Annotated in this window: 1 rRNA gene; it reads right to left on the reverse strand. The window is 53.6% G+C overall.

The annotated features are described in order from the left end of the window. A 23S ribosomal RNA gene (locus tag HMPREF9698_RS02625) occupies window positions 1–567 on the reverse strand; the annotation flags it as partial.

A 567-nucleotide genomic window follows, 5' to 3' on the forward strand; every position in this document is an offset into this window, starting at 1 on the left:
AACGGGCTCTGACTACTTGTAAGCATACGGTTTCAGGTGCTCTTTCACTCCCCTCCCGGGGTTCTTTTCACCTTTCCCTCACGGTACTGGTTCACTATCGGTCACTAGGGAGTATTTAGGCTTGGGAGATGGTCCTCCCGGCTTCCGACGGCATAGCACGTGTGCCGTCGTACTCAGGATCCTCATGGGCCGACCGCTCGGTCGGTTACAGGGCTATCACCTGCTCTGGCCACCCTTTCCAGGGTGTTCACCTTAAACGGCCAATCCCGACATTGAGTCCTACAACCCAGACATGCAAGCATGTCTGTTTGGCCTCTTTCCCGTTCGCTCGCCGCTACTAGGGAAATCACTCTTGTTTTCTCTTCCTACAGCTACTGAGATGTTTCAGTTCACCGCGTCTTCCCCTAAGAAAGCTATGGATTCACTTTCCTAGTCCCATCCGACTAAAGATGGGAGGTTGCCCCATTCGGACATCTCCGGATCAAAGCTTACTTACAGCTCCCCGAAGCATATCGGTGTTCGTTCCGTCCTTCATCGGCTCCTAGTGCCAAGGCATTCACCGTACGC

This window comes from Alloiococcus otitis ATCC 51267 (assembly GCF_000315445.1).
GTDB lineage: Bacteria > Bacillota > Bacilli > Lactobacillales > Carnobacteriaceae_A > Alloiococcus > Alloiococcus otitis.